Annotated in this window: 6 protein-coding genes; 2 read left to right on the top strand and 4 right to left on the bottom strand. The window is 63.2% G+C overall.

Features of this window, described 5'->3' with window-relative positions; translation table 11 throughout:
- Window positions 1-155: 155 nt before the first annotated feature.
- Together QMA15_RS32405 and QMA15_RS32400 are read right to left on the bottom strand one after the other, a co-directional pair.
- Window positions 156-782 (bottom strand): dihydrofolate reductase family protein, encoded by a 627-nt coding sequence (locus QMA15_RS32405; protein ID WP_290289217.1) that lies wholly within the window; start codon window positions 780-782, stop codon window positions 156-158.
- A gap of 142 nt (window positions 783-924) precedes the next feature.
- Entirely contained in the window at window positions 925-2517 is a 1593-nt protein-coding gene (locus QMA15_RS32400) for an adenylate/guanylate cyclase domain-containing protein (RefSeq protein ID WP_019749166.1), read from the bottom strand.
- A 42-nt stretch (window positions 2518-2559) separates the two neighbouring features.
- Here QMA15_RS32400 and nucS point away from each other — a divergent pair, with 42 nt between their 5' ends.
- Both nucS and QMA15_RS32390 read left to right on the top strand, forming a co-directional pair.
- A complete protein-coding gene (gene nucS, locus QMA15_RS32395) occupies window positions 2560-3234 on the top strand; it encodes an endonuclease NucS (protein WP_003945160.1) in 675 nt (224 codons plus the stop codon).
- Between the two features lie 19 nt (window positions 3235-3253).
- Window positions 3254-3598, top strand: a complete 345-nt coding sequence (locus QMA15_RS32390; protein ID WP_020908287.1) for a hypothetical protein — start codon at window positions 3254-3256, stop codon at window positions 3596-3598.
- A 7-nt stretch (window positions 3599-3605) separates the two neighbouring features.
- Here QMA15_RS32390 and QMA15_RS32385 read toward each other — a convergent pair whose 3' ends face one another.
- Window positions 3606-4649, bottom strand: a complete 1044-nt coding sequence (locus QMA15_RS32385) for a hypothetical protein (protein ID WP_020908286.1) — start codon at window positions 4647-4649, stop codon at window positions 3606-3608.
- Between the two features lie 40 nt (window positions 4650-4689).
- Window positions 4690-5163 carry a methylmalonyl-CoA epimerase gene (mce, locus tag QMA15_RS32380; RefSeq protein ID WP_020908285.1) on the bottom strand — a complete coding sequence of 158 codons (474 nt, stop codon included), beginning with the start codon at window positions 5161-5163 and terminating at the stop codon, window positions 4690-4692.
- Window positions 5164-5335 lie beyond the last annotated feature (172 nt).

Genomic DNA, 5335 nt, shown 5'->3' with positions numbered 1-5335 from the left:
CCGTTCACACCATCACGAGCAGAAGAGCACGGCCGGCTCACCACCCCGTCCGGGACCGAGTGAACGACACGCTCACCCTCTTCAATGAGGGGAACGATACGTTCACACCATTAGGGGCGGGCGCACGACCGAGGACGACGGGCGCTTTGCCCTGATCACTCGATGCCGTCGGCGGTGGCAGTTGCATACTTCGGCCGGCCAGTGGGCAGATACCGCTGGATCGTCACGCCCTTTGGTGTGGCTCGCGATTCGGCCAGCTCGAGTGCGATATCCGGTCCGGTATCGGGAAAGAGTCGTGTGCCCTTGCCTACGACCACCGGAACGATCAGCAGGATCATCTCGTCGACGAGATCGTTCGCGAGAAGCCAGCGGCACAATTCGCCACTGCCGTGCACCTGAAGCTCGCCGCCGGGTCTGGCTTTCAGTTCGCCGATCGCTGCGGCGGTGTCACCTGAAAGGGCCGTGGTGTTCTTCCATTGCGGATCGGTGACCGTAGTCGAGGCAAGATACTTGGGCCGCGTATTCAAGGCGCTTGCGATCGGGTTGACCTCTGGATTCTCGAACGCGCCCCAATAACCGGCGAAGATGTCATAGGTCCGCCGACCGAACAGGAAGGCGTCGGCGCGCTGGTAGACCTGGACGAGGTAAGACATGGCTTCTGTGTCCACCAGTGGCGCGGACCATCCGCCACGTTCGAATCCGCCGCGTCGATCTTCGTCCGGCCCACCGAGTCCTTGCATCACCCCGTCGAGAGTGACGATGGTAAATGTCGTCAGTTTCATAGTCGTACCCATCTCCCCGGCATCGCCGGATTTCCGCTGTTTCGATATAGACCGTCGGGAAGCGGGAAAGTCATCGAGCGAACGTGGCGTTCATCGCCTTGGATCGACCGAACGTGCCGTTCGCTCAAGGTGGGCGGTGAGATCAGGGCTGAACGGGCACAGAGTCTGCCGGGGTGGTCTCGGACTCCAAGGCGTCGCAGGGAATCGCTAGCTCGGTCTGTTCGAGGCGGCCACGAAGGGTGATGTTCTCGGTGATCGACCACTGTGCGGCTTCGGCGCTGTCAGCGGCGGCCACAGCCCGTCCGGATGCGGCGAGGTTACCCGGGACCGTCTTGGCGACCTCGGACAGTCGCGCTGCTTCGTTGACGGGATCACCGATGACGGTGTACTCGAATCTTTCTCGCGCACCGACGTTTCCGGCAACAGCAATTCCCGCAGCGACGCCGATACCCGCGCTCACTTCCGGAACTTCGGCACGCAGGCGCTGCTGAATCTTGCGGGCGGCGGCGAGTGCACTGCCGGCGTGATCGTCGAGTGTCGTCGGCGCTCCGAAGATCGCCAGCGCTGCGTCGCCCTCGAACTTGTTGACGAATCCGCCGTGTGCATCTACCTCGTCGACGATGACGTCGAAGAATCGGTTGAGTAGAGCGACCACTGCGGTAGGGGAGTTGGTGGCCGCGATCGTGGTCGATCCGATGACGTCGACGAAGAGGACGGCAACGTCTCGTTCTTCACCGCCGAGTTCCGGGTTTCGGCGAACCGCGTTTGCGGCAACCTCGTGTCCGACGTGGCGCCCGAAGAGGTCGCGAATCCTCTCGCGCTCGCGCAGGCCCTCGGCCATGCGATTGAAGCCGGTCTGCAGCAGTCCCAATTCGGTCCCGTCGTACACGACGACGGACGCGGTGAGGTCGCCACGGGTGACTTGCTCCATGCCTCGGCGTACGGACCGAATGGGGGCCGCGGCTGATCGGATGTTGATGTACGTCAGTCCGAGTCCGACGCACAGAGTGATCCCGCCGATGACGAGGATCGCGGTCGCGAGGGCTTGCCACGAAGCAGGTCGGATGAAGCTGAAGACCGCTACGAGCATCAAGCCGGTGACGGGGACTCCGCTTCCGAGCAGCCAGACGAGGATCGTCCGGCCGGTCAGTCCGAGAACGGCAGCCTTGCGGGGCGCTCCGGATTCGAGTGCACGCGCCGCAATCGGGCGGAGTGCGAACTCGCTGAGCAGGTAGCAGAAAGCGCAGGTGGTGATACCGCTGAAAGCCACAGTGAACAGAACTTTCGGAATGGTGTCGGGGTCGACGATTCCGTACATGGTCGTGAAGGTGATGAGCGCGGCCGTCCACAGGACGGCTTGCACTCGGGTCAGTCGCCACGGCCCGCGCAACGCCGCGCGTTGATTCTGCTCGGTTGGCCGGTGATCCTCGGTGGCCCACCGGAGATCCCTCATGAGGCGTTTGGTGCCCCACAGAAGTCCGATGAGAAAGACACACCCGATGAAGACGGGCACGGCAATAAAGTTGATCCACGCGAATTCGGGGTGGATGATCTCGGGTCCGGGAACCACGAATCCGACGAGCACGATCGCCAGCACCGCTCCGATCAGGTTGGTGACCAGGAGAGGGGCAGTGAGTAGTGCCTGGACGCGGATTCGGCGGCGCCTGGGGCTTTCGTCGGTGGATCCGAGCAGCCACGACCCCAGGGGCGCACTCGGGACACGGCTTCGCTGCATAGTGTGTCGAGAGTAGTCGTAATGATCGCTTAGGGTGGTCCGGTGCGCCTAGTTATTGCTCGTTGCCGTGTCGATTATGTGGGACGCCTGACCTCCCACCTCCCTACCGCAAGACGACTGCTGTTGGTGAAGGCCGACGGTTCGGTCAGCATTCATGCCGATGACCGGGCGTACAAGCCGCTGAACTGGATGAGTCCGCCGTGCTGGTTGGTCGAGACCACCGGCGACAGCGACGACATCTTGTGGGTCGTCACCAACAAGGCGGGCGAGGAGCTTCGGATCACTCTCGAAGAGGTCGAGCACGATTCGTCGTATGAACTCGGTCTCGATCCGGGATTGATCAAGGACGGAGTCGAGGCACACCTTCAAGAACTTCTGGCGGAGCATGTCGAGACACTCGGCCCCGGCTACACGTTGGTGCGGCGCGAGTACATGACGGCCATCGGGCCGGTCGACCTTCTGGTCCGTGACGCGGACGGTGCATCGGTGGCGGTGGAGATCAAGCGCCGCGGCGAGATCGACGGCGTCGAGCAGTTGACGCGGTACCTGGAGTTGCTCAACCGCGATCCTCTGCTCGCGCCGGTCACGGGAGTTTTTGCAGCGCAACAGATCAAGCCGCAGGCAAAGACTTTGGCCAACGACCGTGGGATCCGTTGCCTGGTCTTGGACTACGAGGCCTTGCGTGGTACCGAAAGCACCGAGTTCCGACTTTTCTGACGCTGTTTAGACTCGAACCATGCCGCGCCGCAAACCTTCGCCGAAGCAATCCCGTCGAACGGATACTCGGCGTGCTCGGGATTCGAGCGCGGAATCGCAGTCACCCAGTGGTGTGTTGTTCGGCGGGGCGCTGGTCCGGGAGGAGCCAGGGCCGGGCGGTGAAATGTACATGGTGAGGCCGATACCCGGCTCCAACGCGACGAAGTTCTATCGCTGCCCCGGTTGTGATCACGACATCAGGCCCGGTGTCGCCCATGTGGTGACGTGGCCTTCGGAACCGGGCGGCGCGAACGAACGTCGACACTGGCACACCGGATGCTGGTCAGGCCGCGGAACTCGCAGCCTGACCAGACGGTGGTCCTGAGCGTCGATCAGTTCCGGGACTGGGCTCGCTGCTCGACGGCGCGGGTGTCGATCTCGGCGGTGTTGGTCTCGTCCGAGTCCTCGAGAACATCGTCTTCGTCGATACTCGGTTCTGAGTCGACCGGATCGGAGTCGGCATTCTTGTCTTCGATCTCGAGATTTTCCTCGGCTTCGACGATGACCGGAGCGGGCGGTGCATCGAGGAGTTCGCTCTCCCGGTTGACCGATGCGAGCATGGCCGGAACCGAATCGAGTTGTCCCCGAATGCCCAAGAGCTGAGCCAGGATTCGACCACGGAGAACACGCAGTTCTTCGGTGAGTTCCTTCGCGTGAGCGATCTTGCGCTCGGACTGATCGGTGGCGGCCTGCAGCCTGCGCTGAGCCTCGTGCGAGGCATCGGAGAGTCGACGCTCGGCCTCTGCCTTGCTCGACGACTCCAGGTCGTTGACGGCGGCGACGACCTTGGCGCGACGCTCGGACATCGAGATGTCGAAGTCTTCGCGGATCTGAGTGCGCTTGGCCTCGGACTCGGCAGCCAGGCGATCCCGCTCGGCCTGTGCGGCTTCGACGATCCGGGCGGCTTCGGTACGGGCCTGCGCCATGGTCTGCTCGTGCATGGTTTCCATCGCATTGCGACGGTCCTCGAGTTCGGCAATCAGCGACTCGTAGTGTCCGCGCAGGCGGGCGCCGTCCTGTTCGGCGATGGAGGTCATCTCGGCTGCGTCGGCCTCGGCCTTCGCGCGCACCTCCGAAGCCTCGTCGGAGGCAAGGCGCAGCATGCGGCTGATGCGATCGCTCATGCCCTCCGCAGTGGTGGGCGGTACCGAGAGGCGGTCGACGTCCTTGCGGAGGTCGTCGATGTCGTCGCGTGCATCGTCGAGCTGCTTGGCAAGGTCGCGGGCCTGCGCAGCGGCAGCATCACGATCGGCCGCGGTAACTCGCAGCTCCGCGTCGAATCGCTCGAAGTAGTTACGTACCTCGTCGCGGTCGTACCCCTTCCGTGCGATCTGGAACGGAAGTTGGATCGAACCGCGGTCCTGCTCGTATGCCATGGCGACAATCTACCTGGCATACGAGCTGGAGTCGGGTCTGCTAGTGGCTCGCGTCGGGTTCGACCAGTTCCACCAGGACGCCGCCGGCGTCCTTCGGGTGAATGAAGTTGATGCGCGAGTTGGCCGTACCGCGCCGGGGAGCGTCGTACAGCAACCGAACGCCGCGCTCGCGAAGCTCGGCGGAGATGGCGTCGATGTCGGTGACCCGGTAGGCGAGCTGCTGCAGTCCAGGGCCGCTTCGGTCGATGAACTTGGCGATGGTCGAGTTCTCGTCCAGTGGTGCGAGCAGCTGAACGGCAGTGGATCCGGCGGGGCAGCCGACGACGGAGAGCATGGCTTCGCGCACGCCCTGCGATTCGTTGATTTCCTCGTGGGTCGACACCATGCCCAGGTGCTGCGTGTACCACGCGATTGCCGCGTCGAGATCGGGCACCGCGATTCCGACGTGATCGATCGCGACGACGAGGTCGGACGACAAAGGTGCGAGTGCAGAACTGGGGGAGGTCTGTGTCATACCTTTCACGGTAGCGCTACCGTTTGAGGAGTACACGTCGGGATGTGACTTGGCTCTTAGGCCGCACGGAACCGACGACTATGTCTCTTTTGCAGCCGGAGGAAATCGTGACCAGTTCTGTGATTGTTGCGGGAGCTCGTACCCCGATGGGTCGACTCCTCGGATCGTTGAA

It is taken from the genome of Rhodococcus sp. APC 3903, assembly GCF_030407755.1.
Classification (GTDB): domain Bacteria; phylum Actinomycetota; class Actinomycetes; order Mycobacteriales; family Mycobacteriaceae; genus Rhodococcus_F; species Rhodococcus_F erythropolis.
This window is presented reverse-complemented; position numbering and strand designations above follow the sequence as displayed.

Excerpts from the sequence above, each read along its gene's own strand:
- QMA15_RS32405 (WP_290289217.1), bottom strand. The coding sequence starts at position 782 with ATGAAACTGACGACATTTACCATCGTCACTCTCGACGGGGTGATGCAA.
- QMA15_RS32400 (WP_019749166.1), bottom strand. The coding sequence starts at position 2,517 with ATGCAGCGAAGCCGTGTCCCGAGTGCGCCCCTGGGGTCGTGGCTGCTC.
- QMA15_RS32390 (WP_020908287.1), top strand. The coding sequence starts at position 3,254 with ATGCCGCGCCGCAAACCTTCGCCGAAGCAATCCCGTCGAACGGATACT.
- QMA15_RS32385 (WP_020908286.1), bottom strand. The coding sequence starts at position 4,649 with ATGGCATACGAGCAGGACCGCGGTTCGATCCAACTTCCGTTCCAGATC.
- mce (WP_020908285.1), bottom strand. The coding sequence starts at position 5,163 with ATGACACAGACCTCCCCCAGTTCTGCACTCGCACCTTTGTCGTCCGAC.